The organism is Rhizobium mesosinicum (assembly GCF_019511345.1).
GTDB classification, from domain to species: domain Bacteria; phylum Pseudomonadota; class Alphaproteobacteria; order Rhizobiales; family Rhizobiaceae; genus Rhizobium; species Rhizobium mesosinicum.
In genome coordinates this window covers 136,840-159,701 of record NZ_JAEUAK010000010.1, presented here as the reverse complement: position 1 = coordinate 159,701, position 22,862 = coordinate 136,840, and the positions used below count along the sequence as shown (strand labels likewise).

The window sequence follows — 22,862 nt, the reverse complement described above, 5'->3', positions numbered from 1 at the left end:
GGCAGAGGGTTTGTTTCATTGCAGCCATGCGCTCAATGCATGAAGCATGCCAGTTTCCCATATCGAGACACATTTCCGCCAAATTATTAGGCGGCTTGGCCTTTCCAGACGCTTGGCGTCGCTTTTTCTCCCCAACGATTGAAAATTCGCTAACATGGCGACTATCCCATTAACCGGATTCGTTTCATTCATTCGGGTTTTCAGCATGTTCCAGTCTTTCGAAGTCACCTCCACGCCGCAGTTCGGCAGGGAACGGGTTTCCGCACTGCGCGCCAGTTTCGATGCGCTTGGCATCGACGCTTTCCTCGTGCCACGCGCCGATGAGTTCAACGGCGAATATGTGCCGGCTTGTGCTGAACGGCTCTCCTGGCTGACGGGCTTCACCGGTTCGGCGGGGATTGCGCTGATCACCCGGACGGAAGCGATCGTCTATGTCGATGGCCGCTATGTCACTCAGCTAGCCGAACAGGTGGATGGCTCGGTCTTCACAGGCGGTGATCTCGTCAACGAGCCGCCGCATGTCTGGCTGCCGGCGCATGGCAAGAAGGGGCTGAAGCTCGGCATCGATCCATGGCTGCATTCGGGTGCTGATGTTCGCAAACTCGAAAAGGCCCTGTCGGAGATCGGTGGTACGCTGGTTTTCCTGCCGCATAATCCGCTCGACAAGCTATGGGCTGATCGGCCGGCGGAGCCATTGGGGGCCGTGACCATCCAGAACGTGGCGCAGGCGGGTGTGCTGGCCAAAGACAAGATCGCCACCATCGCCGCCGATCTCGGCAAGAAGAACCTCAAGGCAGTGCTCATTGCCGATCCGTCCTCCATCGCCTGGATCTTCAATATCCGCGGCGCCGACGTGCCGCATACGCCGCACCCTTTGGCGCGCGCCATCATCCATGCCGACGGTAAGGCGGAGATATTCCTCGACAAGCGCAAGACCGGCATCGAGCCGGAAGCCTATCTCGCGCAGATCGCTACCCAGCTTGCGCCCTCACTACTGGATGAGAAGCTGGCTGCGGTCGCCGAGAGTGGCGGCCGCATCCTCATTGATCCGGATATCGCTTCATATGCACTTGCCGAGATCATCCGCAAGGCGGGCGGCGAAGTGGTCGAAGGCGCCGATCCGGCAAAGCTGCCGCGGGCGGTGAAGAACAGTACCGAAATAAATGGTTCGGCGGCAGCCCACCTGCAGGATGGTGCGGCCATGGTGGAATTCCTTTACTGGCTTTCGCAGAGCAAGCCGGGGACGATCACCGAAATTGGCGCGGCCGAACGGCTGGAGGCGGCTCGCGCGAAAATGGGCGAGAGCATGCAGAACCCGCTGAAGGATATTTCCTTCGATACGATCTCGGGTGCAGGCGAACACGCGGCGATCATGCATTACCGCGTGACGACGGCGAGCGACCGGCATATCCAGCCGGGTGAACTCTTTCTCATTGATTCCGGCGCGCAATATATCAACGGCACGACCGATATTACCCGCACGGTCGGTATCGGTACGGTCAGCGAGGAGCACAAGCGCTTTTTCACGCTGGTGCTGAAGGGCATGATCCAGATCAGTACGGCGCGTTTCCCGAAGGGGACGCGCGGCTGCGATCTCGATCCGCTGGCGCGCATCGCGCTATGGCGGGCAGGGGCTGATTTCGCCCATGGCACGGGCCATGGCGTCGGCTCCTATCTGTCGGTTCACGAGGGGCCGCAGCGCATCTCGCGGCTTTCGACACAGGAACTGCTGCCGGGTATGATCCTCTCTAATGAGCCAGGCTACTATCGGCCGGGTCATTTCGGCATCCGCATCGAGAACCTGATATATGTGCGGGAGGCGGAAGCCATCGATGGCGGCGACACGCCGATGCTCGGCTTCGAGACGCTCACCTTCTGCCCGATCGATCGCAGCATTGTCATCCCCGAATTGCTGACACATGATGAGCTGCACTGGTTCAACGAATACCACCGCCAAACACGCGAAGCGCTGATGCCACTGATTCACGATCGTGACGTCAAGGCGTGGCTGGAGAATGCGACGCTTCCGCTGGAGTACTGAGTCTCGGCTTTAAAGACCGATCGTGTGCCGCCAGATCATGACGATGATCCAGGCGGCCACGAGCATCCAGGTGTGTGAAAAGCGCAGGCCGATGACGAGGGCGACGGCGAGCGCCAGTTTCGAATCCCAACCGCCGATGAAGAAGGCGGGCGCGACAAGCGTCGTCAGCACTGCCGCCGGCACGGCATTCAAGGCCGCTTCCATGCGCGGCGGAATGCGCTTCATCTTGGTGATCATGATATAGCCGCCGATGCGAGTCGCGAAAGTCGCGGCTGCGGCAGCCAGGATCACGAGTGCCATGTGGAGATCGAATTCCATCTCAGACCTCGTGGTTTTCAGTGTTGAGGGCGTCGGCTTCGAGATCCGGCTCCGCAGCGGGCAAGGGCATCAGAGCAGCGAGCAGGATGCCGGCCGCAGCACCCAGGCTCACATGCCAGGGGGAGCCGACGAAATGATAGGCGATGACGGAGGCGACAGCGCTCGTCAGTGCCACGGCCAGAAAATTGTCACGCTTGCGGAAGCCGAGGACGATGGCGAGAAAATAAGCCGGCAGCAGGATATCGAGGCCGAGCGTTTTGGGATCACCGATGAAGGAGCCGGCCATGCCGCCGAGGAGGCTGACGAGGATCCAGGGGATGTAGATGACGATGCCGAAGCCGAGATACCAGGTGAAGGTAACCGGCATTCCAGCTTCGCCACGCTTGACGGTTTCGGCAAATTGGGGATCGACCAGAAGGAAGAAGGTGAAGAACTTCTGGACCGGCGTGAAATGCCTGATGTAACGGGCGATCGCCGCCGAATAGAGCACGTGGCGGAAGTTGACGGCAAGGATCGACAGCACGATCACCCAAGCCTGGACATTATGGCTGAAGAGTTCGATACCGACCATCTGACTCGCGCCTGCATAGACGGTGGCGCTCATGAAGGTGAGTTCGGAGAGCGACATGCCCTGCTCGGCGGCAAGGGCGCCGAACAGCGCTCCGAAGGGGGCAGAAGCGAGTGCCACTGCAAATCCGCCCCGCATACCTTCGACAAAGTCGGAGCGATTCATGGGAGTTCATCCTGTTGGAATTGAAATTTCCCTCTATGGTGTCTCACCCGTTGCGGCAATTGAATTTCCTTGATTCACCAATCGATTTTGCTGAAGCGTGACCGGTTTACGTCACGGACTGACGAGGGAGACAATGAAGAAGATTGAATTTACCAGGGAAGAAAAGGCGGAGATCATCTCGCGCATCCGACAATATTTCGACCGCGAGCTCGATCCGATCGGCGTGCTGCCGGCCGAATTCCTGCTGGACTTCTTCGCCGAGGAGATCGGGCCGTATTTCTACAACAGGGGCTTAAGGGATGCCCATGCCGCTTTCCTCAAGAAGATGGAGGATTTCGGTGAGGAGATCTATCTGCTGGAGCGGGAAGGCGAGAAAAAGGACCGGTGATTATTCCGCGAGGATATCGGCGCTCTTGACGATATCGATGCCGTGCCCGCGCATCTCGTCAATCGCAGCAGCCACGCCCTCGGGTGAGATGCCACGGCTGGCGTCCTCGATGAAGCGAACCTTGATGCCCGGGATCATGTCCAGCGCATCGAGCGCGGAAAACTTTACGCAATAATCTGTCGCAAGCCCGCAGACGTCGAGCTCGGTGACACCCTGATCTTCCAGAAATTCGGCAAGGCCGGTCAGGGCATGCTGATCGTTGTCGCGGAAGGCGGAATAGCTGTCGACGTTCTTGTTTTCGCCCTTCTGCTGGATAAGGTCGATTTGGGCAGAGTGGAGTTTGGGATGCAGTTCGGCGTCGCGAGTATATTGCACGCAATGATCCGGCCACATCATCTGCGGCTTGCCCGAGAGTTGGCCCATTTCGAAAGGTTGCTTGCCGGGATGGGAGGAGGCGAAGCTGCCATGGCCGGGAGGGTGCCAATCCTGCGAGGCGACGATGAGATCGTATTTGCCGCTGTCGATCAGGCTGTTTGCCACGGGAACCACCTTGTCACCATCGGGAACCGGCAGGTTACCTCCGGGACAGAAACCGTTCTGAATATCGACCAGCAGCAACGCCTTCATCAAGCTATCCCTTACGCATACCGCTCCGCAAAATGCCGACCGGTGCCCGCATAACCAACTAGTGGATTTCCGAGGGGCAAGGCGCAAGTGCTATTTCTCGTCTTGAGAGTGGCAAATGGCTGCATCAACGTATTTTTCTGTTGCCGCTCGCGTTATACGCGAAAGCGGCAAGTATTTCGCGTTTTATATTAGGGTCTATGCATGCAGCTATGGGGCAGCCGTCGCCCTGCGCGATTGGGCCTTTGCGGTGCGTGGCCTGAAGACACTGGTGAGCTATATCGCTCCTCCCAATGTGAGGTCGATCCGGCTCGCCGAGCGGCTGGGCCATCAAACCCGCTCCACAAACCCATCCAGCACGCGCTTCTGGCCGGCGCGGTCGAAGTCGATCGTCAGCTTGTTGCCTTCGATGCCTGATATGGAGCCGTTGCCGAATTTGATGTGGAAGACGCGGTCGCCGACAGTGAAGCGCGAGGGTTCGGTTGCGGTGGATTTCGCCACCAGTTCGCCCTCGATGGTTCGTCCGCGCGGGCCGCTTTCGCCGTAGCCGATGCGCTCCACGGCGTGGCCGGAGCGGGTGCCCCAGTTGTCGCGGGTGGCGTCGGTCTTGTTCTGCTGGGCACGTTTCCATCCGGGGGTGGAATAGGAATTGGCGAAGGGGTCGGCCTTGTCGAAGCGCGACTGTCCGTAACCGCCGCCGCGGCCGTAGCCACCGTAATTCTGCTCCATCTCGGCGACTTCCACATGGGTTTCAGGGAGCTCGTCCAGGAAACGCGAAGGGATGGTCGACTGCCAGAGGCCGTGGATGCGCCGGTTGGAGACGAACCAGATGTGGCAGCGGTGCTTGGCGCGGGTGATGCCGACATAGGCAAGGCGGCGTTCTTCCTCCAGGCCGGCGCGGCCGGATTCGTCGAGCGAACGTTGGTGCGGGAAGAGGCCTTCCTCCCAGCCGGGCAGGAAGACCGTGTCGAATTCCAGGCCCTTGGCAGAATGCAGCGTCATGATCGAGACGGCGTCGAGATCCTCGTTCTGCTCGGCATCCATGACGAGTGAGACATGTTCCAGGAAGCCGCGCATGGATTCGAAGCTCTCCATGGAACGGATGAGTTCCTTGAGGTTTTCAAGGCGGCCCGGTGCTTCGGCCGTCTTGTCGTTCTTCCACATGTCGGTATAGCCGGACTCTTCGAGGATCTGCTCGGCAAGCTCGGTATGTGGCGTGTTTTCAAGCAGTTCTTGCCATCGGCGGAAAGATTGAATCACGTCGAAGAGGGCCTTGCGGGCCTTCGGTTTCAGCTCGTCCGTCTCGATCATGTCGGCGGCGGCTGCCAGCATCGGAATGTCGCGGGCACGGGCGTAATCGTGGAGCGCGCGCACCGTCGTGTCGCCGAGGCCGCGCTTCGGGGTGTTGATGATGCGTTCGAAGGCGAGGTCGTCGGCCGGCTGGGCGACGAGGCGGAAATAGGCCATGGCGTCGCGGATTTCGAGGCGCTCGTAGAAGCGCGGGCCGCCGATGACGCGGTAGTTCAGGCCAAGCGTGACGAAGCGGTCTTCGAATTCGCGCATCTGGAAGGAAGCGCGCACCAGGATCGCCATGTCGTTCAGCAGATGCTTCCTGCCGTCGGCATCGCCGCGCTGCAGGCGCTCGATTTCCTCGCCGATCGCACGCGCTTCCTCTTCGGAATCCCAGGAGGCATGGACCTGCACCTTGACGTCATCTGGATCGGAGCGATCCGTGAACAGCGTCTTGCCGAGGCGGCCTTCATTATGGGTAATGAGATGGGCGGCGGCTCCAAGGATATGAGCCGTCGAACGGTAGTTGCGCTCGAGCTTGATGACTTTGGCGCCCGGAAAATCCTTCTCGAAACGCAGGATATTGTCCACTTCCGCGCCGCGCCAGCCATAGATCGACTGATCGTCGTCACCGACGCAGCAGACATTCTGCGGCTCACCCTTGGCACGCTGGGCGAGAAGCCGCAGCCACATATATTGGGCCGTGTTTGTATCCTGATACTCGTCGACGAGGATGTAGCGGAACCTCTGGTGATATTCCTTCAAGAGGTCCGGCTGCTTGCGGAAGATCGCGATCGGGTGCATCAGGAGATCGCCGAAATCGCAGGCGTTCAGCGTCGACAGGCGGTTCTGATAGGCGAAGTAGAGATCGCGGCCGCGGCCATTGGCGAAGGCCCGCGCATCCCCTTCGGGAATATCGGCAGGGCCGAGGCCCTTGTTCTTCCAGGTGTCGATCATGCCGGCGAACTGCTTGGCCGGCCAGCGCTTGTCGTCGAGGCCTTCGGCCTGGATCAGCTGCTTGATGAGGCGGACCACATCGTCGGTGTCGAGGATGGTGAAATCGGAGCGCAGGCCGACGAGCTCGGCATGGCGACGCAGAAGCTTGACGCCGATCGAGTGAAAGGTGCCGAGCCAGGGCATGCCTTCGACGGCGCCGCCGACGAGAAGCGCGATACGTTCCTTCATCTCGCGCGCCGCTTTGTTGGTGAAGGTCACGGCGAGGATCTGCGAGGGGAAGGCGCGGCCTGTAGACAGGATATGGGCGATGCGCGTGGTGAGCACGCGCGTCTTGCCGGTGCCGGCGCCGGCAAGCACGAGGACCGGGCCTTCCAGCGTCTCGACCGCTTCGCGCTGTTCCGGGTTGAGGCCGGCGAGATAATCCGGGCGGCCGCCATCACGGGCCGCCATGGCGCGGGCGGCAATGCTGCCGCCGACAGCGGGCGCTCTCGGGGCAGGTGCCACAGGCTGCTGCGGCTTACGCGGCGCTTCGCCCGGTTCTTCGTCGAAGAAGGGCATATCGTCGAAACTGTTGCTCATGGCGCGTAATGTAGTGATTCGGGAAGGAAAGACCAGAAAAGATGTTCTGCTTTCATTCCGAGGCGCTCAGCCGTCCCTAGGCGGTTTGCTTCGCTTGGTCCAAAGCCTGCTCTGGAGTTGTGGTCGTCCGGGGCCTCAACTATGCTTTCACGCCAGTCGCCGGGGGAGCCACATGCATATCATCGCCATTCTTGCCAACCTGATCCTCCTGGTCGTCGTTATGACCCTGATTGTAGGCAACGGCTTGCCGAATGATGGTGAAGGCCTCAGAATCGTTGCCGCAGCCCTCGCGGCCCCCGTTTTGAGCACTGTCGCATTATTGCGACGCAATGGGTCAATTTCCGAACTCATTTCCCTTGAGATACAGGCGCGGAAGATCACGCTTCGGCAGCGGATTGCCGAGGCTGAAACCAAGGGCAAGGACATCAGGGGCTAAAGGGGCTAAAGGCTGCTCTCAGGCGGCCTGCGGGCCGGCAAAAGCCAAGCAGACCGAAACCAGGGCAAAGAGGGGCGGCAGGGCCAAGCACCAGACGCCAATGGTTGCAAAAAGCAGGGCGGCAAGGCCGCAGCCGAGGGCGAAGGCGAAAACTGCGACCGTCATGCGCGACAGGCGCCCTTTCACGATCTTTGTCTGATCGCCGAGGCTGCCATGGGCGAGGTCGCCGAGATCGATCATGATCTGCGTCGTCGTGCCGGTCATCAATGTGCTCGGCGGTGAGGCGCCGAGATGGATGCGGTGAGCGGCATTCTGGATCGCCATGGCGATGACGAGCAGCATGCCGGTCGCGACCAGCGGCAGGCCATCCGGATTGGTAAAGGGCGCAAGCCAGATGGCGCAGGCGCCGCCGGCAATCAGGAAAAGGAGCTTGATGACGAGAAGGATGCGCAGGCCCTTTTCGTCGCCTGGGGGCACTTTGTAGGTCAGATAACGCAGCACGAGGATCGTCAGGCAGAAGACCGGCAGCGCCAGAAGCTTGGCGATGATACCTGATGTGCCGTGCGTGAGCGCTGCGCCTAATGTCACGAAGTTGCCGGTGACATGGGCAGGGAAGAGACCGCCGAGTGCCAGGAAGCCGGCAGTATCGACATAACCCCCGGTGAAGCTCAGGAGCACGGGCAGGGCTGGGCGCAACGTTCTTTCCCTTCTTTGATGATTTTCTCTACTCTGCCGTGACGGCGTGGATTTCGGCAATATAGCTGCCCGGGAATTCCACCATGGCGGCGCGGCGGTCACCGGATTGATAGGGTTCGACGAGTATTTCAGCGCCGCTGTCCTTGGCTTTCTGCAGCGTCGCATCGAGATCGGCGGTCTCGTAGCCAGTCATTTCTCGGCCATAGGGGAAGGGCAGATGACCGTCGGTGACGAGCACGGTCATGCGGCCGAAGACGGATTCGATGCGCAGTCGGTGAAAAGTCCCATCCGGCAGGCCGATTTCGATACCCGGTGCCTTTTTATCGTCGGAGACGAGTTTGCCGTGCGAGAAGGCGAGGAAGGCGCGGGTGAAGGCCGCGACGCGGTCGGGCGACACGTAGACGCGGTTTTCCGGGATGGCCGCAAAGGCCGGATAATCTGGCTTGGTCGTATGCCAGTAAAGCTGCATGTTGACTCCGCCCGGCCACTGGACGACGGCATCGCGGCCAATCGGGTCTGGGAAAGGTGAGACGATGACATCGGCGCCGGCCGCCTTTGCGGCGGCGACAGCCTTGTCGAGATCGGTGACGAGGTAACCGGTGCGTTCGGCGCCAAACGGGTAGGGGATCGGTGTCTTGAAGCCGAAGAGCGAGACGGTGCCAACCGGTGTCTGCAGGAGCTGCGACGTGGTGCTGCTCGGCGTCGGCGTCACCGTTGCCGTCACCTGCTTGGTGCTGGTGCCGCCGAAGGTGGCGAGGAAGCTTTTGACGAAGGCGTCTACGTCATCAGGGGCGACATAGACATGGGTCGTATCATATTGCGCGCCGACGCCGAATTGCGGCGAGGCGGCAAGGGCCGGAGAGCCGGCCAGGCCGAGAAGGGCAACAAGGGCTACCGATAGACGAAGCATTGCAAGATCTCCTGGGGCCCGACCGGCCGCTCTCGTTGTTTAGGCCTTGATGAAGGCGAGGACGTCGGCGTTGAACTTGTCGGCTTCGGTCTGGGCGAGACCGTGCGGGGCGCCCGGATAGACCTTCAGCGTGCCGTTCTTCAGAAGCTTGATGCCCTTTTCGGCGGCTGCCTTGATCGGCACGATCTGGTCGTCATCGCCATGGATGAGGAGAGTGGGAATATCGATCTTCTTCAGGTCTTCGCTGTAATCGACCTCGGAGAATTCATGGATGCAGTCGTAGTGGCCCTTGATGCCGCCGGCCATGCCCATCAGCCAGAAGGTTTCGCGCAGGCCTTCGTTGATCTTGGCGCCATCACGGTTGAAGCCGTAGAAGGGCATGGTGAGGTCGCGGAAGAATTGCGAACGGTCGCCTGCCGTGCCCTTGCGGATGCCGTCGAAAACTTCGATCGGCGTGCCCTCCGGATTTCCAGGCGTTTTCAGCATCAGCGGCGGAACGGCGCCGACGAGTACGGCCTTGGCGACGCGGCTGGTACCATGGCGGCCGATGTAATGAGCGACTTCGCCGCCGCCGGTGGAATGGCCGATCATGACGAGGTTCTTCAGATCGAGCTTCTCGATGAGCTCGGCGAGGTCATCGGCATACTGGTCCATATTGTTGCCGTTCCAAGGCTGCGACGACCGGCCATGGCCGCGGCGGTCATGAGCGATGACGCGGTAACCCTGCTGGGCAAAGTAGAGCATCTGGACTTCCCAGGCGTCGCCGGACAGCGGCCAGCCGTGGGAGAAGAGGATCGGCTGGCCATTGCCCCAATCCTGATAGTAAATGGTCGTTCCGTCTTTGGTGGTGATCGTCGGCATTGAACTAGTCCTGTGCTGGGGTTGGGGGTCTTCTACGCCCTGGAGGGCGAATGGTTTGCAGCGCGGTCTTGACAGGGGCAGGAAACATTTTTGCCGCTGTCAGCGTAAGCGATCCTTTGGTGTAGGTTGCCTATGCCTTTTTCTTGAGATCGAGCCAGGCGACGAGCAGGAAGCCGCCGACGAGGCCGAGATGTTCGAAGAAGGAATTGGCGGCCATGAAGCGCTCCATTCCGGCCGGCAATTCCCAGAAACGCAGGGCAAGGAAGGTCGCGAGCAGTGTGAAGCTGCCGAGTGCGAGCGCGCCAAGCCAGCGCAGGAAACCCAAGAGAATCATCACCGAGGCGGCAAGCTCGAGGGCGATGACGATCCCGGCAAAGACCGGCGCGGGAGACAGACCGAAATGGGTCATTTCGGCAATCGCGCCCGCAAAATCAGTGAGTTTGTTGAGCCCGCCCTGCAGATAGGCGGCGCAGAGACCGAGATAGGCGATGAAGCGCATCCATGACGCGCCGAAGAGCGGTCGGGCGAGGGCGGCGAGCCTGATACTGATTCCATGCATGGCCTGATCCTCAAACGGCCCAGCAGGCGCAGCCGATTGCGCCCCAGAAGCTCTTGAGGTCGGAAACAGGCGCTTTCGAGCCCCAGGCATCGGCATGGGCATGGCCATGGACATTGCAATCGTTGGCGCATCCGCAGGAAGCAATCAGGCGGCGATGCAGCGAGTTCTTGCCGGCGCCTTCAGGTTCGCCCCAGGCGGCATAACCCTTGAAGCTGCGCACCGGCGACCAGTCGGGCATGGCGGGCGGGATACCGCTCTCGTCGAGGCTGGCAAAGTTGCCTGATCCATAGACTATCTTGCCGCCGACCATGGTCAGCTCCGACGTGAGGAAGGAAATCTCCTCTTCGGCACAGGCGAAGAAATCCTTGTCCGGCACGATCAGATCAGCGAACTGGCCTTTTTCGATGCGGCCCTTCTTGCCTTCTTCGTTGGAAAACCAGGTGACATTCTCCGTCCACATGCGCAGCGCCGTCTCGCGGTCGAGGCAGTTGCGGCGCGGATAGATCGCCATGCCACCGACGGTGCGGCCCGTAATCATCCAGGAAAGGGAGACCCAGGGGTTATAGGAGGCGACGCGGGTGGCATCGGTGCCGGCGGAAACCTTGACGCCCTTTTCCAGCATGCGGGCGACGGGCGGGGTGGCTTCGGCAGCACCCATGCCATAACGCTCGACGAAATATTCGCCCTGATAGGCCATGCGGTGCTGCACGGCGATGCCGCCGCCGAGAGCTGCGATACGGTCGATCGACCGTTCGGAAATCGTCTCCGCATGGTCGAAGAACCAGTTGAGGCCTTCGAGCGGGATATCCTGATTGACCTTTTCGAAGACATCGAGCGCGCGGCTGATCGTCTCGTCATAGGTGGCGTGCAGGCGCCAGGGCCAGCGGTTTTGCGCAAGCACGCGCACGACCTCTTCCAGCTCGCCTTCCATTTCCGGCGGCATGTCGGGACGCGGCTGGCGGAAGTCCTCGAAATCGGCAGCCGAGAAAACCAGCATTTCGCCCGCGCCGTTGTGGCGGAAATAGTCGTTACCCTGCTTGTATTTCACTGAGGCGGTCCAGTTCAGGAAGTCTTCCTTCTCCTGCTTCGGCTTCTGGGTGAAGAGATTATAGGCGAGACGCACGGTCATCTGGCCGTCATCGGCAAGCTTCTGGATGACGGCGTAATCGTCAGGGTAATTCTGGAATCCGCCGCCGGCATCGATGACGCCTGTGACGCCGAGGCGGTTCAATTCGCGCATGAAATGGCGGGTGGAATTGACCTGATAGTCGAAGGGCAGTCTCGGCCCCTTTGATAGCGTCGAATAGAGGATGCCGGCATTGGGCTTGGCGAGCAGCAGGCCGCTCGGGTTGCCGTTGGCATCGCGGGTGATCTCGCCGCCGGGTGGGTTCGGCGTGTCCTTGGTATAACCGACGGCACGAAGTGCTGCGCCATTCAGAAGGGCGCGGTCATAGAGATGCAGGATGAATACCGGGGTATCGGGCGCGACCGCGTTGATTTCGTCGATGGTCGGCAAGCGCTTCTCAGCGAACTGATGTTCGGTGAAACCGCCGACGATTCGCACCCATTGCGGCGCGGGTGTGATCGCCACTTGTCGCTTCAGCATGTCCATGGCGTCGGCCAGCGAGCGAACACCATCCCAGCGCAGCTCCATGTTGAAGTTCAGGCCGCCACGGACGACGTGCGTGTGGTTGTCGATCAGACCGGGAAGAACGCGCTTGCCCTTGAGGTCGACAACTTTCGTATTCGGGCCCTTGAGCGCCATGACTTCGGCGTCGTGGCCGACGGCGAGGAACCTGCCGTCTTTGACGGCGACGGCGCTGGCTGTCGGATTGGCGCGGTCGAGCGTCGTGATCAGGCCGTGGTGCAGGATGAGGTCGGCGGTCGCATTTTCCATAATCTTCGTCCTCGAGCGAGAGCGGGTATCAGACCTTGTCGGAAGGTTTTGCGTCGGAAGGTGCGCTGCCTTTCGGCAGGTGGCCGAACATATGCGGCTTGATCTGGTTCAGCCAGGAGACGGCCGCAGGCTCCTTGTTGATCAAGGTCTTCGCGAATGGAATGACCTGCTCGCCGACCAGAATGCCGAGCAGGCCGACAAGTGCAACGACAGGCGGGGCCGGCGAGCGGACGTTCAGCAGACTGTAGACAATGCCGACGAGAAGGCCGGCGCCGAGGGAGAGGAGATAGATTTTCATTTGGGGGCTCGATTCATTTCGGCACGCAGATACGTGGAAGCGGCAACGAAGCCGCTTCCACCGAGAGAGCTTACTTCGCTGGGTTCGGGCCGATGCGTTCGCCATGCGTGACGCGCTCGGGCGCCTTGTGGACGTGGGTGTAGGCATAATCGACGCCCATGCCGTAGGCACCGGAATGCTCCTTCACTATGGTGGTGACGGCATCATAGGTTTCGCGACGCGCCCAGTCGCGCTGCCATTCCAGCAGAACCTGCTGCCATGTCACCGGTACGCAGCCGGCCTGGACCATGCGGTCCATGGCGTATTTATGCGCATCGGCCGACGTGCCGCCCGAGGCATCGGCGACCATGTAGATCTCGTAGTCGGTGTCATGCATGCAGGAAAGCGCGAAGGTGGTGTTGCAGACCTCGGTCCAGAGGCCTGACACGACGACCTTCTTGCGGCCGTTTGCAGCATTCTTCGCCAGCGCGTCGCGAACGTTCTGGTCATCCCAGGAGTTCATCGAGGAGCGCTCGAGAATCGTATTTTCGGGGAAGACTGCCAGCAGTTCCGGATAGGTATTGCCGGAAAAGGCTTCGGTTTCGACCGTGGTGATCGTGGTCGGGACCTTGAAGGTCTTGGCGGCCTTGGCGAGGCCGACGACATTGTTCTTCAAGGTCTGACGGTCGATGGACTGGACGCCGAATGCCATCTGCGGCTGCTGGTCGATGAAGATCAGCTGGCTGTTCTGGGGTGTGAGGACTTCAAGATATCTGGACATTATCGTTCTCCCTGGTCATGAGGCCTTGCGGCAAGAAACGGGCTACCGGGTCGCCGCTACAGGAAGTCGACGGGCATCGGCCAGCGTCGCGTTCCCGCAGGAGCGAGGCTGCGAATTGACGGCGAACCTACTTGGCAAAAGCCAAATCCGATTGTCGGTTCTGACCCTCTTTTGTCGAAAATTGCTCTCGGCTGCAGAGGCGTCGGGAACCTCGAAAAAGGCATTCGAGAAAATTTGTGCTGCCGTGTCGGAATGGGCGGGGCTCGCGCGCCCTGGGGTCATAGTGACTGACAGCTCAAGGAGGACAGTTCATGATCAAGGTCATTTCGTTTCTCTGGTTTGCCGAAAGCGCCCGCGAAGCAGTCGAATTCTATGTCTCGCTGGTACCTAATTCCTCGATCGGCGAGACCACCATCGTGCCGTCGGAAACCCCGAGCGGCCCTCCCGGCAGTGTCGAGATCGTGGAATTCACGCTCGGCGGCCAGAATTACATCGCCATGCAGGCCGGGCCGTTCGAACCGTTCAACCATGCCTTCTCCGTGCAGGTCGTTTGCGAAGATCAGGCGGAACTCGACCGCATATGGGATGGTTTTCTTGCCAATGGCGGGACGGCCGAACATTGCGGCTGGCTTAGGGACCGCTGGGGTCTTTCCTGGCAGATCGTGCCGAAGGCGCTGGCCGAGATGATGAGCGGTCGGCGCAAGGGCAATGCCAAGAAGATGACGGAGGCTATGCTGCAGATGGTAAAGATTGACGTCTCCGTGCTGGAAAAAGCGTTTCAGCAAGCGACCTGACATTTGGGTAGCAATGCGAGTGGCGGCGGCTTTGGAAAGAGGCCGCCGTTTCGATTTCCTTTGCTGGATTTCGCGGGCGAATAATGCGATTACGGCAACGGGAGGCAGTTGGAAACAGGTGATTGAATTGGCGTCTCGGCCACAGATTTCATTGCTTCAAGCCGGTGCGGTCTCGATTGTGCGGATGCGCAGCAACAACGCCGATCATGACGAAAGCGGGCCGATTCCCCAGGCGGAGGCTTTCAGCGTCATCGCCCAGCTGAAACCTTTTGACAATCATCGCCTCTGGCGCGGAGGCAAGCTCGTCCACAACGGCGGCCATCCGGCAGGCGCGCTGGCGATCACCGATCTCGGGGAGGAATGGCGCTGCCATCATCGCTCCCCCTTCGACAATGTGCGCTTCAACATATCCCGGCAGGGGCTTTCCGATTTCAGCTACGAGGCAGGGCGGTCTGGCTTTAACGGGCTCGATTGCGGACAGGGGCAGCTCGACCCCGTCGTGCAGGGGCTCGCCATGGCGCTTCTGCCGGCGCTCAGTCAGCCGGCGCATGCGAGCGCGCTCTTTATCGATCACGTTCTCCTGGCGCTGCAGGCGCACCTGGTGACGCGTTACGGCAAGGTCAATCTGCCTGCAGAGCGCAGCGGCGGGCTTTCGGGCCGCCAGCTCAACATGGCGACGGCGTTTCTTGCCGCGCTGACGGCGCGTGAGGCGACGATATCTGATGTGGCAGCGCAATGCGGGCTTTCGACCAGCTACTTCATCCGTGCCTTCAAGAAATCGACCGGCCGCACGCCGCATCGCTGGCTCATGGAATATCGGGCGGAAAAGGCGCGGCAGATGCTGCTCGGCACGGCATCCATCGCCGAGATCGCGGTTGCCTGCGGTTTTGCCGACCAGAGCCATCTCACGCGCGTCTTCACTGCAGTCAATGGAGTCTCGCCCGGAACATGGCGGCGGGAGCGACGGATATAGGCATGTCCGGTTCGTCGAACATAGAAAGTCTTTTCTTGTGCAGTTCGGACGCAAAGCTGCTGCGCCCGTTTGCGAAACTGATTTAGCTTCGCTCAAGTAAAAGTGACCGGACGGGTTATTTTCAAAATCTGCTGACATTACAAATCCGTAATGACGGGTGGTTATGCTTGCTGCCGTCCGGGGGAAGGTGCGATATTGTCGCACCAGGCGGCCTTGTTACCCGCACGCCTCTTTCGACCGACCCCGGACCTAACCTTGAGTCCCTCCGGAGACGTGAATGCCCTTTTGGAAGCAATTCATACTTTGCATTGTCGTCATAATCGCTGGCTTTGCCGCGTGGGCATACTTTGTGCCCGGCGCCGGCGAGACGATGCGCAATGCCGGTATTCCTGATAATCTCGTCCCCATGGCCACACCCAGGGGCGAGGAAGCAGCCGATGCCGGCGCGCAGGCGCAGGGTGGTGGGCAAGGGCAGGGCCGCCGGAGCGGCGGTGAACGCAATGCTGCCGTTCTCGTCGTCACCCAGGCCGTGGTACAGGGCGTCGTCAACGACCGGCTGAACGCGATCGGAACAGGCGACGCGATCCGCTCCGTTGCGGTCACGCCGCAAGCGACGGGCACTATCCGCGAAATCCTCATCAAATCAGGCGATATGGTCAAGCAGGGTCAGGTTCTCGCCAAGCTCGACAGCGAGGAGCAGGTGATTGCCCAGGGGCAGGCGCAGGTGGCGCTGAACAGCGCGATCGAGAAATCCAGCCTCTACCACAACATCAAGTCCAGCGTATCGCGCATGGATGTCTTCGATTCCGAAATCGCCGAGCAGAATGCGCGGCTGCAGCTGCAGGCCGCCGAGCTCAATCTCCAGCGCCGCAATATCGTGGCGCCCATCGATGGCATCGTCGGTATCGTGCCCGTCAATATCGGCGACAATGTCACGACCTCGACGCCGATCGTGACGCTCGACGACCGCACGGAAGTCCTCGTCGACTATTGGGTGCCGGAGCGTTTCGCCAATACGGTTTCCGTCGGTCAGGCGGTCGAGGCGACGTCTGTGGCGCGGCCGGGCAAGGTCTTTTCAGGTGTTCTGGAGGCGGTCGACAACCGCATCGATCCGGCAAGCCGGACGCTGCGACTGCGCGCCCGCATCGGCAACAGCTCGGACGAGCTGCGTGCCGGCATGTCTTTCGCGGTCAGCATGAAGTTTGCCGGCGACAAATATCCGGCCGTCAACCCGCTCTCCGTGCAGTGGGATGCTATGGGTTCCTTTGTCTGGCAGGTGACTGACGACAAGTCGCACAAGGTGCGGGTCACGGTCGTGCAGCGCAATCCGGACTATGTCCTGGTCAAAGCCGACTTGAAGGATGGCGATCAGATCGTCACCCAGGGCCTGCAGCGCGTGCGCGAGAATGGCGCTGTGCGTGTGGCGACCAATGTCGCCTCCGACGAGAAAGTCGCCTCCCAATGAGCGTGGCCGAGATCCACCCCGGCAAGCCGGAATCAAGCAAGGCGACCTTCACCGCGCTTTTCGTGCGCCGGCCGATCCTGGCGCTGGTCTTCAACACGCTGATGGTGGTGGCCGGCCTTGCGGCCTATGTGGGCGTCGAAGTGCGCGAGCTGCCCGATGTCGACCGGCCGGTCGTGACCGTGCGCACGACATTCGACGGCGCTTCGCCGCAGACGATCGACCAGGAACTGACAAAGGTCATCGAAGGCGCGGTTGCGCGCGTCAGCGGTCTCAAATCCATCTCTTCCACTTCCCAGTTCGGCCAGAGCCGCGTGACGCTGGAATTTTCCGATTCCATCGATCTGGCCGTTGCCGCCAACGACGTGCGCGATGCCATCGGCCGCATCGCCCAGAACCTGCCCGATGAGGCGGACGCACCGCAGATCGTCAAAGCGGACTCCGATTCCTCTGCGATCATGCGCCTTGCGGTGACGTCGGATACGCTCAACATGGATGACCTGACGCTGCTTGTCGAAAACGAAGTGGTCGATCGCCTGGCATCTGTCGACGGCGTGGCCGATGTCGAAGAATACGGCGATCAGGAAAAGGTCTTCCGTGTCGACGTCGATCAGAGCGCGCTTGCAAGCCGCGGGCTGACGGTTGGCGATCTTACCAAGGCGCTCGACAATGCCGCACTCGACGTGCCGGCCGGTTCGCTGAAGAGCATGATGCAGGATATCGTCGTGCGTGCCACGGCGAACCTGCAGACGCCTGAAGATTTCCAGAACGTCATCCTCCAGCACAATGTGCGCCTCGGCGATGTCGCGACCGTGACGCTCGGACCGCGCGACGGCGAGACGGCGCTGCGCTCCAACGGCAAGCCTGGCATCGGTCTCGGCATCATCCGCCAAGCGCAGTCGAATACGCTGAATATTTCCACCGGCATTCATGCTGCCGTCGACCAGCTTTCGAAGACGCTGCCGAAGGGCACGACGATCGCGATCACCAGCGACGACGCCGTGTTCATCGAGGGCGCGATTCATGAAGTGGTGCTGGCGCTGCTGCTCTCGGCCGTCATCGTCACCGTCGTCATCTATCTCTTCCTGCGCGACTGGCGCGCGACGCTGATCCCGTCCGTCTCGATGCCGGTGGCGCTGATCGGCACGCTGGCGGCGATCTATATGGTTGGCTTCTCGATCAACATCCTGACGCTGCTTGCGATCGTGCTCGCGACCGGTCTCGTGGTCGATGACGCCATCGTCGTGCTCGAAAACATCGTGCGCCGCCGCTCCGAGGGCATGGGGCCACGCGCGGCTGCCGTGCTCGGCACTCGTGAGGTGTTCTTCGCTGTCATCGCGACGACGGCCACACTTGCCGCCGTCTTCATTCCGCTCTCTTTCCTGCCGGGACAGGTGGGGGGCCTGTTCCGCGAATTCGGTTTCGTGCTTGCTTTTTCGGTCGGTCTGTCGTCGATCGTGGCGCTGACGCTGTGTCCGATGCTCGCCTCGCGTATGCTGACCAAGCCGATGATCGAGGATCATGGATTGCTCGGCCGTTTCGGCGAGGCTTTTGCCGGCCTCTACAAATCGGGGCTGCATGCCTGCCTGAACGCGCCTGTCGTCGTCATCGTTTTCTCGCTCATCTTCGGTGCCGCAGCCGTTGTCGCTTTCGGCACGGTCAAGAGCGAACTGACGCCGGAAGAAGACCGCGCCATGGTGATGATGCGGCTGACGACGCCGCAGGGTTCCAGCCTCGAATATACGCGCGACAAGCTGCAGCTCGTGGAGGAATACCTGCAGCCGCTCGTCGATAGCGGCGATATCAGGAACATCTTCTCGATCTCCGGCCAGGGTGGCGCTTCCAATAGCGGCTTTATGGTGCTGACGCTGGCGCCCTGGGGCGAGCGTGACCGCACGCAGGCAGAGATCGTCCGCAACATCAATCAGGCCGCGTCAAAGGTGCCGGCGCTGCGCGGCAACGCGATTTCGTCGAACAGCCTGCGCATCCGTGGCGCCGGCAGCGGTCTGCAGATGGCGCTGATCGGCAACGATCACGAGGCGCTGACGGCCGCTGCCGCCAAACTGGTGCAGCAACTCGATGCGAGCGGCCAGTATGATACGCCGCGCCTGACCAACGAACCGTCGCAGGCACAAGTCTCCGTCGCGATCGATCGCGAACGCGCCTCAGATCTCGGCATCGATATTACCGGGCTGTCCACCGCCATCCAGTCGCTGCTCGAGGGACGCTCGGTCGTTGATGTTTTCGTCAACGGCGAATCCTATCCGGTGCTTCTGACCTCGACGATGCGGCCGATCGATGATCCAACCGATCTCGAAAATGTCTTCCTGAAGACCGGTGACGGCAAGATCGTGCCGATGTCGGTCATCGCCTCGCTGAAGGAAGGCTCGGTTGCGCCACAGCTGAACCGTGAGCAGCAGCTCGCCTCGGTGGCGATCACCGCCGGCCTGAAGGACGGTATGTCGCTTGGCGACGCCGTGAAGAATGTCACGCAAATGGCAGCACCGCTGTTGCCGGCCGGCGCGCGCCTGCTGCCGCTCGCAGAAGCTGCGACGCTGGAGGAGAACTCCAGCGGCATGGCGCTGACCTTCGGCTTTGCGATCGTCATCATCTTCCTGGTGCTCGCGGCACAGTTCGAAAGCGTGCTGTCGTCGCTGATCATCATGTCGACGGTGCCGCTCGGTCTTGCATGCGCGGTCTTCGCGCTTGTCATCACCGGCTCCAGTCTCAACATCTACAGCCAGATCGGCCTGGTGCTGCTTGTCGGCGTCATGGCGAAGAACGGCATCCTGATCGTGGAATTCGCCAACCAGCTGCGCGACCGTGGCGAGGATGTGCGCTCGTCCATCGAGAAGGCCTGCGCACTTCGCCTGCGGCCGGTCATGATGACGATGATCGCGACCATTCTTGGGGGAGTTCCCCTGGTCTTCGCGCATGGCGCGGGTGCGGAAGCGCGCGTGGCGCTCGGCTGGGTTATCGTCGGCGGTCTCGGCTTTGCGACGCTGGTGACGCTGTTCATCACGCCTGTCGCCTATCTCCTGATTGCCCGCTTCGCCAAGCCGCACGCCCATGAAGAAGCGCGCCTGCACGAGGAAATGACCCAGGCTACGCGGCCAAAACCTGGTCCGGAAAAGCAGCTTCAGGCGGCTGAGTAAGAGGGCGAATAAGCCTTTTCAATACTTTCGGAAGCGCCTGCCGGATCTCTCCGGCGGGCGCTTTTATGGTGTGTGAAGTCTTGTGAAATAAGCTAAATTACTTCTGAACTTTAGCCGTTTATTAAGCATGACCGGCAATGATTGCGATCGGTAACCGGCCGGCCTTCTCAGTTTTTTCGAAGGCCACTGCGCTGATTTTCCAGCGACGGCGGGCATGAGCGTCCGCTTGAATCCGGTATATGCTGTTCTGTTGCGTCTGTTGTGTTTTTGGAGTTCGTACCGTGAGTATTTATCAGCGCACCTCCGTGGATGCGGCGCTTCATGTGCTGCGTGACATCAATCGGAACATGACGGTGACGCAGAACCATATCACGACGGGTCTGCGTGTCGAAAAATCCAGGGATAACGCCGCTTATTGGTCGGTTGCGACGACTGCGCGTCACGACAACAAGGCACTTTCTGCAGTTCAGGATGCTCTCGGCATGGCTGCCGCCACCATGGGCACGGCATCCGCTGGTGTCGACAGCGTCATCGACGTCGTCACCGAGATCAAGGCAAAACTTGTCGCCGCAACCGAGCAGGGCGTCGACAAGACTAAGATCAACGAAGAACTAGACCAGTTGAAGGCGCAGCTGCGCAGCGTTTCCGAGGGCGCAGGCTTCAACGACGACAACTGGATCATCCTCGACAATACGACCACGCCGACGAAGCCACGCCAGATTCCGGCCTCTTTCATCCGCAATTCGGACGGTACGGTATCGGTCGGCATGTTGAGCTATCATATCGATATCCCGCCGAGCGGTGCGACCTCCTCCAAGGATGCGCGCTATGTGATCGACGACCGGGCAGGCGGCACAGGCGAATATGGCGTGCTGACCTCCGCCTTCTTCGCAACCGAGCTCGGCACGGCGCAGACCTGGGTGCTGACGAAGAGCAAGAACGGCAATACAGCCGGCCAGGTGGAAATCGGGCTGACGGCCACCACCAGCAAACAAGACCTGAACGACATGATCGGCGTCGTCGATGCTGCGCTCGGACAACTCACGACTGTTGGCTCGGCTTTTGGCGCACTGGAACGGCGCATCAGCATGCAGGACGAATTCGCCAAGAACCTGTCCGACAACCTGACCGAAGGCATCGGCCGCCTGGTGGACGCCGATATGGAAGAGGAATCAAGCAAGCTCAGGGCACTGCAGACCCAGCAGCAGCTCGGCCTGCAGTCGCTGAGTATCGCCAACGCCTCCTATGACACGGTTCGTCAGCTCTTCCAGAAGTTCTGAGCCTGACACAGAATCATAAGCGCGCGGCAAGCCATACTCGCCGCGCGGTTTTATTTAGCTCAAGCCTCAGCGGCCTTGGCAGCCATCGTCGCCTTGGCCCACCACGCCAGTTCGTCGAGGGCAGTCTTTGCCGTCGGCAGCAGGTTCGCCTCGATCTCGCTGATCGGCTTTTTGCCGAAGGCCGGATGGATGGCCATGAAGTCGCCGCCGCCTATATGGACGGCCGCATGAGTGGAGACCATCTGCAGCTCCACGCCGATCCCCCGGAGATGCTCGATTGCACGTGTCGCACCGGTGCCGCCATAGCCGATGGCGGTGAAGGGCTTGCGGTTCCATTCCTTATAAGCCTGGTCGAGGGCGTTTTTCAGGGAGGCGGTGATCGAGTGGTTATATTCGGCGACGACGAAGATATAGCCGTCGAAGCGCCCGACCGTCTGCTGCCAGCGAACCGCTTCGGGATTCTGGCTCGGCATCCACAGATTGGATGCTATCTCATCGAAGAAGGGGAGCGGATGATCGCGCAGGTCGATCAGCTCGACATCAAGATCTTCTCGTGCTTCAGCCTGTTTCAATATCCATTGTGCCGGCGCGTCGGCAAATCGGGTGGAGCCGATAATAACGGCGATACGGGCTTAGAATTCAAGGTAACCTCCTATATGATGGTTTCCAACGGTAACCAGACTACGAATGGTTCGTTGAGCGGCACGGTGGTGCGCGTGCTGGGTCATGGTCCGCTGCGCTTCAACGCCTTGCGCCGCGAAGTGGGCGAGATCAGCCAGAAGGTACTGGCGTCGACATTGCGGGAACTGGAGGAAAACGGCTTCGTTTCCCGGGCCGTCACACCCACCATGCCGCCGCAGGTCGAGTATGCGCTGACGGATATCGGCCGGGAGTTTCTGGATCCGGTTCGGGGCTTGCCGAGTGGGTCGTTGCAAACTCCGCACGCATGGATGAGGCACAGGCGGCCTAAGCCAAACGTCGCGGGCTCGACTGAAGTCCTGCGGTTTGCCAATAAAGCTGGTGATATCGGTGCGCGGCTGCAACAGACCGATGTTTCCCATGGGGAATTTGGCTTAACAGATTGGTATCTTCATCTTGTTGCCGCATTCCCTAATATCTGCTCGCACCAGCTTCGAACGGAGAACCTCCTGTCCATGATCAAGAAATTTGTCCTTCTGGCCGTTGCGGCGAGTTACCTCTCGGCTTGCACGACGACCGATCCCTATACTGGCGAGCAGAAGGTATCCAATACCGCCGGCGGTGCTGCCCTTGGCGCGCTCGGCGGCGCTCTCGTCGGTGTCGCCGTCGGCGGCGGCGGCCACGGCAAGCGCAATGCGGCGCTGATCGGCGCCGGGCTCGGTGCGCTCGCCGGCGGCGCGATCGGCAACTACATGGACCAGCAGGAAGCCGAGCTTCGCGCCCAGCTCGAAGGCACCGGCATTTCAGTCACCCGCCAGGGCGACAACATCATCCTCAACATGCCCTCGAACATCACCTTCGATATCGACCAGGATGCGGTGAAGCCGGGCTTCTATCCGACGCTGAATTCTGTCGCGATCGTGCTGCGCAAGTTCAATCGCACGCTGATCGACATCAACGGTCATACGGATTCTACCGGCAGCCTGCAGCATAACCAGGATCTGTCGCAGCGCCGCGCGCTGGCCGTCGCCGATTATCTCGGCGGCCAGGGCATCGACCAGCGCCGCGTTTCGGCCGTCGGCTACGGTCCGTCGCAGCCGATCGCTTCCAATGCGACCGAAGCGGGCCGCGCGCAGAACCGCCGCGTCGAAATCCAGATCGCGCCGATCACACAGGGCTGATCGGTCGCACCAGACGACAAAGAGGCCGGGT

21 protein-coding genes and 1 pseudogene are annotated in these 22,862 nt (G+C 60.8%); 10 read left to right on the top strand and 12 right to left on the bottom strand.

Annotated elements, in window-relative coordinates:
* Positions 1-205 precede the first annotated feature (205 nt).
* Positions 206-2,041 carry an aminopeptidase P family protein gene (locus JNB85_RS23580; protein WP_220336704.1) on the top strand — a complete coding sequence of 612 codons (1,836 nt, stop codon included), beginning with the start codon at positions 206-208 and terminating at the stop codon, positions 2,039-2,041.
* A gap of 9 nt (positions 2,042-2,050) precedes the next feature.
* Here the strand turns inward: JNB85_RS23580 and JNB85_RS23575 are convergent, their stop codons facing one another.
* Entirely contained in the window at positions 2,051-2,359 is a 309-nt protein-coding gene (locus tag JNB85_RS23575) for an AzlD family protein (protein ID WP_220336703.1), read from the bottom strand.
* 1 nt (position 2,360) lies between these two features.
* Complete coding sequence (locus JNB85_RS23570; protein WP_220336702.1) at positions 2,361-3,092, bottom strand: AzlC family ABC transporter permease; 732 nt, start codon at positions 3,090-3,092, stop codon at positions 2,361-2,363.
* 133 nt (positions 3,093-3,225) lie between these two features.
* On the opposite strand from JNB85_RS23570, the gene JNB85_RS23565 reads away from it, so the two are divergent.
* Entirely contained in the window at positions 3,226-3,480 is a 255-nt protein-coding gene (locus JNB85_RS23565) for a DUF2164 domain-containing protein (RefSeq protein ID WP_220336701.1), read from the top strand.
* On the opposite strand, the gene pncA is transcribed toward JNB85_RS23565, so the two are convergent.
* The gene (gene pncA / locus JNB85_RS23560) at positions 3,481-4,107 is read right to left on the bottom strand and encodes a bifunctional nicotinamidase/pyrazinamidase (protein ID WP_220336700.1); all 627 of its coding nucleotides are present in this window, start codon (positions 4,105-4,107) and stop codon (positions 3,481-3,483) included.
* Positions 4,108-4,434: 327 nt separating this feature from the next.
* A complete protein-coding gene (locus tag JNB85_RS23555) occupies positions 4,435-6,930 on the bottom strand; it encodes an ATP-dependent helicase (protein ID WP_220336699.1) in 2,496 nt (831 codons plus the stop codon).
* Between the two features lie 172 nt (positions 6,931-7,102).
* Here JNB85_RS23555 and JNB85_RS23550 point away from each other — a divergent pair, with 172 nt between their 5' ends.
* The gene (locus JNB85_RS23550) at positions 7,103-7,366 is read left to right on the top strand and encodes a hypothetical protein (RefSeq protein ID WP_220336698.1); all 264 of its coding nucleotides are present in this window, start codon (positions 7,103-7,105) and stop codon (positions 7,364-7,366) included.
* Between the two features lie 18 nt (positions 7,367-7,384).
* On the opposite strand, the gene JNB85_RS23545 is transcribed toward JNB85_RS23550, so the two are convergent.
* The 7 genes from JNB85_RS23545 to JNB85_RS23515 form a co-directional block, all read right to left on the bottom strand.
* The gene (locus JNB85_RS23545; RefSeq protein WP_220336697.1) at positions 7,385-8,062 is read right to left on the bottom strand and encodes a YoaK family protein; all 678 of its coding nucleotides are present in this window, start codon (positions 8,060-8,062) and stop codon (positions 7,385-7,387) included.
* Positions 8,063-8,090: 28 nt separating this feature from the next.
* On the bottom strand, positions 8,091-8,972 hold the full coding sequence (locus JNB85_RS23540) for a glyoxalase (RefSeq protein WP_220336696.1): 882 nt from the start codon (positions 8,970-8,972) through the stop codon (positions 8,091-8,093).
* A 39-nt stretch (positions 8,973-9,011) separates the two neighbouring features.
* The gene (locus JNB85_RS23535) at positions 9,012-9,833 is read right to left on the bottom strand and encodes an alpha/beta fold hydrolase (RefSeq protein ID WP_220336695.1); all 822 of its coding nucleotides are present in this window, start codon (positions 9,831-9,833) and stop codon (positions 9,012-9,014) included.
* A gap of 130 nt (positions 9,834-9,963) precedes the next feature.
* On the bottom strand, positions 9,964-10,392 hold the full coding sequence (locus JNB85_RS23530) for a DoxX family protein (RefSeq protein WP_220336694.1): 429 nt from the start codon (positions 10,390-10,392) through the stop codon (positions 9,964-9,966).
* A 10-nt stretch (positions 10,393-10,402) separates the two neighbouring features.
* Positions 10,403-12,289 (bottom strand): amidohydrolase, encoded by a 1,887-nt coding sequence (locus tag JNB85_RS23525; protein WP_220336693.1) that lies wholly within the window; start codon positions 12,287-12,289, stop codon positions 10,403-10,405.
* 28 nt (positions 12,290-12,317) lie between these two features.
* Positions 12,318-12,587, bottom strand: coding sequence for a XapX domain-containing protein (locus JNB85_RS23520; protein ID WP_216755181.1), 270 nt, complete (start codon positions 12,585-12,587; stop codon positions 12,318-12,320).
* Between the two features lie 70 nt (positions 12,588-12,657).
* Positions 12,658-13,347 (bottom strand): hydrolase, encoded by a 690-nt coding sequence (locus JNB85_RS23515; protein WP_220336692.1) that lies wholly within the window; start codon positions 13,345-13,347, stop codon positions 12,658-12,660.
* A gap of 311 nt (positions 13,348-13,658) precedes the next feature.
* Here JNB85_RS23515 and JNB85_RS23510 point away from each other — a divergent pair, with 311 nt between their 5' ends.
* The 5 genes from JNB85_RS23510 (at position 13,659) to JNB85_RS23490 (ending at position 21,011) form a co-directional block, all read left to right on the top strand.
* Positions 13,659-14,141, top strand: a complete 483-nt coding sequence (locus JNB85_RS23510) for a VOC family protein (protein WP_220336691.1) — start codon at positions 13,659-13,661, stop codon at positions 14,139-14,141.
* A 184-nt stretch (positions 14,142-14,325) separates the two neighbouring features.
* On the top strand, positions 14,326-15,114 hold the full coding sequence (locus tag JNB85_RS23505; protein WP_220336690.1) for a helix-turn-helix domain-containing protein: 789 nt from the start codon (positions 14,326-14,328) through the stop codon (positions 15,112-15,114).
* Between the two features lie 277 nt (positions 15,115-15,391).
* Positions 15,392-16,579 (top strand): efflux RND transporter periplasmic adaptor subunit, encoded by a 1,188-nt coding sequence (locus JNB85_RS23500; RefSeq protein ID WP_220336689.1) that lies wholly within the window; start codon positions 15,392-15,394, stop codon positions 16,577-16,579.
* On the top strand, positions 16,576-19,731 hold the full coding sequence (locus JNB85_RS23495; protein WP_220336688.1) for an efflux RND transporter permease subunit: 3,156 nt from the start codon (positions 16,576-16,578) through the stop codon (positions 19,729-19,731). Before JNB85_RS23500 ends, JNB85_RS23495 begins: the two co-directional genes overlap by 4 nt.
* Positions 19,732-20,012: 281 nt before the next feature.
* Positions 20,013-21,011 (top strand): flagellin N-terminal helical domain-containing protein, encoded by a 999-nt coding sequence (locus tag JNB85_RS23490; RefSeq protein ID WP_220336687.1) that lies wholly within the window; start codon positions 20,013-20,015, stop codon positions 21,009-21,011.
* A gap of 59 nt (positions 21,012-21,070) precedes the next feature.
* On the opposite strand, the gene JNB85_RS23485 is transcribed toward JNB85_RS23490, so the two are convergent.
* Positions 21,071-21,637, bottom strand: coding sequence for an NADPH-dependent FMN reductase (locus JNB85_RS23485; RefSeq protein ID WP_220336798.1), 567 nt, complete (start codon positions 21,635-21,637; stop codon positions 21,071-21,073).
* Here JNB85_RS23485 and JNB85_RS31135 point away from each other — a divergent pair.
* Positions 21,524-21,847: pseudogene (locus JNB85_RS31135) on the top strand (winged helix-turn-helix transcriptional regulator); the annotation flags it as partial. The gene JNB85_RS23485 and the pseudogene JNB85_RS31135 sit on opposite strands and share 114 nt — an antisense overlap.
* Before the next feature lie 318 nt (positions 21,848-22,165).
* Entirely contained in the window at positions 22,166-22,831 is a 666-nt protein-coding gene (locus JNB85_RS23475; protein ID WP_220336686.1) for a YiaD family glycine zipper/OmpA-like lipoprotein, read from the top strand.
* The last annotated feature ends 31 nt before the right edge of the window (positions 22,832-22,862 follow it).

Bases quoted from the DNA above. Each gene is read 5' to 3' on its own strand.
- JNB85_RS23475 (WP_220336686.1), top strand. From the start codon at position 22,166: ATGATCAAGAAATTTGTCCTTCTGGCCGTTGCGGCGAGTTACCTCTCG.
- JNB85_RS23540 (WP_220336696.1), bottom strand. From the start codon at position 8,972: ATGCTTCGTCTATCGGTAGCCCTTGTTGCCCTTCTCGGCCTGGCCGGC.
- JNB85_RS23530 (WP_220336694.1), bottom strand. From the start codon at position 10,392: ATGCATGGAATCAGTATCAGGCTCGCCGCCCTCGCCCGACCGCTCTTC.
- JNB85_RS23495 (WP_220336688.1), top strand. From the start codon at position 16,576: ATGAGCGTGGCCGAGATCCACCCCGGCAAGCCGGAATCAAGCAAGGCG.
- JNB85_RS23515 (WP_220336692.1), bottom strand. From the start codon at position 13,347: ATGTCCAGATATCTTGAAGTCCTCACACCCCAGAACAGCCAGCTGATC.
- JNB85_RS23550 (WP_220336698.1), top strand. From the start codon at position 7,103: ATGCATATCATCGCCATTCTTGCCAACCTGATCCTCCTGGTCGTCGTT.
- JNB85_RS23570 (WP_220336702.1), bottom strand. From the start codon at position 3,092: ATGAATCGCTCCGACTTTGTCGAAGGTATGCGGGGCGGATTTGCAGTG.
- JNB85_RS23525 (WP_220336693.1), bottom strand. From the start codon at position 12,289: ATGGAAAATGCGACCGCCGACCTCATCCTGCACCACGGCCTGATCACG.
- JNB85_RS23565 (WP_220336701.1), top strand. From the start codon at position 3,226: ATGAAGAAGATTGAATTTACCAGGGAAGAAAAGGCGGAGATCATCTCG.
- JNB85_RS23505 (WP_220336690.1), top strand. From the start codon at position 14,326: ATGCGCAGCAACAACGCCGATCATGACGAAAGCGGGCCGATTCCCCAG.
- pncA (WP_220336700.1), bottom strand. From the start codon at position 4,107: ATGAAGGCGTTGCTGCTGGTCGATATTCAGAACGGTTTCTGTCCCGGA.
- JNB85_RS23510 (WP_220336691.1), top strand. From the start codon at position 13,659: ATGATCAAGGTCATTTCGTTTCTCTGGTTTGCCGAAAGCGCCCGCGAA.
- JNB85_RS23555 (WP_220336699.1), bottom strand. From the start codon at position 6,930: ATGAGCAACAGTTTCGACGATATGCCCTTCTTCGACGAAGAACCGGGC.
- JNB85_RS23575 (WP_220336703.1), bottom strand. From the start codon at position 2,359: ATGGAATTCGATCTCCACATGGCACTCGTGATCCTGGCTGCCGCAGCC.
- JNB85_RS23535 (WP_220336695.1), bottom strand. From the start codon at position 9,833: ATGCCGACGATCACCACCAAAGACGGAACGACCATTTACTATCAGGAT.
- JNB85_RS23580 (WP_220336704.1), top strand. From the start codon at position 206: ATGTTCCAGTCTTTCGAAGTCACCTCCACGCCGCAGTTCGGCAGGGAA.
- JNB85_RS23500 (WP_220336689.1), top strand. From the start codon at position 15,392: ATGCCCTTTTGGAAGCAATTCATACTTTGCATTGTCGTCATAATCGCT.
- JNB85_RS23520 (WP_216755181.1), bottom strand. From the start codon at position 12,587: ATGAAAATCTATCTCCTCTCCCTCGGCGCCGGCCTTCTCGTCGGCATT.